Source organism: Actinomadura spongiicola (assembly GCF_003432485.1).
In the GTDB taxonomy this organism is placed as follows: domain Bacteria; phylum Actinomycetota; class Actinomycetes; order Streptosporangiales; family Streptosporangiaceae; genus Spirillospora; species Spirillospora spongiicola.
Genome location: NZ_QVNQ01000026.1, coordinates 1 through 1471, shown reverse-complemented (window position 1 = coordinate 1471; position 1471 = coordinate 1). Strand labels below are relative to the sequence as shown.

Below are 1471 nucleotides of genomic sequence, written 5' to 3'. Positions count from 1 at the left end.
CTACACCGAAGTCCGGCGGATCGTGCGGCACTGGATCGACCACGGCGTCCGCATCTTCCGCGTCGACAACCCCCACACCAAACCCGTCCCCTTCTGGGAACGCCTCCTGGCCGACATCGCCCTGACCCACCCCGACGTGATCTTCCTCGCCGAAGCCTTCACCCGCCCCGCCATGATGCACACCCTCGCCAAAACCGGATTCCACCAGTCCTACACCTACTTCACCTGGCGCAACACCGCCCAAGAACTCCGCGACTACTTCACCGAACTCACCGGCCCCACCGCCACCTACATGCGCCCCAACTGCTTCACCAACACCCCCGACATCCTCTCCGAATACTTGCAACACGGCGGACGCCCCGCCTTCGAAATCCGCGCCATCCTCGCCGCCCTCCTCTCCCCCACCTGGGGCATCTACACCGGCTACGAACTCTGCGAAAACACCCCCGTCCGCCCCGGCAGCGAGGAATACCGCGACTCAGAGAAATACCAATACCGCCCCCGCGACTGGACCACCACCACCGGCAGCAGCATCGCGCCGCTCATCACCCACCTCAACACACTCCGCAACACCCACCCCGCCCTCCAACAACTCCGCAACCTCCACTTCCACCACATCGACCAACCCGAACTCCTCGCCTTCTCCAAACACCACCTCAACGACATCGTCCTGGCCATCGTCAACCTCAACCCCCACCAACCCCGCGAAGCCACCGTCCACCTCGACCTGGAAGCCCTCGGCCTCCCCAACCACCCCCACCACCCCTACACCGTCACCGACCAACTCGACGGCACCACCTACACCTGGACCGCCACCAACTACGTCCACCTCGACCCACACACCCGACCCGCACACATCTTCACGTTCGGGAGCGACGAAAGTTGAGCGGACCCAACGAACCACAGCATTCCACCGCGCTATCGGATGTCGGGCCGGGTGCGGTGCCGAGGGACGAGCCCATCCCCGAGGTTCCGCCGGACGCTGTTCCCTCGACGTCCGAGCCCGTCGCGGACGCGTTCAGCCCAGAAACGCCGCGTGATCCGCACTGGTTCAAGACCGCGGTGTTCTACGAGGTGTCGGTCCGCGGTTTCGCCGACTCCAACAACGACGGTTACGGCGACCTGCGCGGTCTGATCTCCAAACTCGACCATCTGCAATGGCTCGGCATCGACTGCCTCTGGCTGCTGCCCATCTACGAGTCACCACTCCGCGACGGCGGGTACGACATCGCCGAGTACACGAAAATCCTGCCGGACTTCGGGGATCTGGGGGATTTCGTCGAGTTGATCGAGGAGGCTCACGCGCGGGGTATTCGTGTCATCGCGGATCTGGTGATGAACCACACCTCCGACCAGCACCCCTGGTTCCAGGCCTCCCGCACCGACCCCGACGGCCCCTACGGCGACTTCTACATGTGGGACGACACCGACACCAAATACCCCGACGCCCGCATCATCTTCATCGACACCG

The 1471-nt window shown here is 64.2% G+C and carries 1 protein-coding gene and 1 pseudogene; both read left to right on the top strand.

All coding sequences use genetic code 11. The annotated features are described in order from the left end of the window. Positions 1-886, top strand: a pseudogene (locus D0T12_RS34650) (alpha-1,4-glucan--maltose-1-phosphate maltosyltransferase); the annotation flags it as partial. 56 nt (positions 887-942) lie between these two features. After that, positions 943-1471, top strand: a 529-nt coding sequence (locus D0T12_RS34645; RefSeq protein ID WP_267900438.1) for an alpha-amylase family glycosyl hydrolase, incomplete at its 3' end; no start/stop codon positions are given.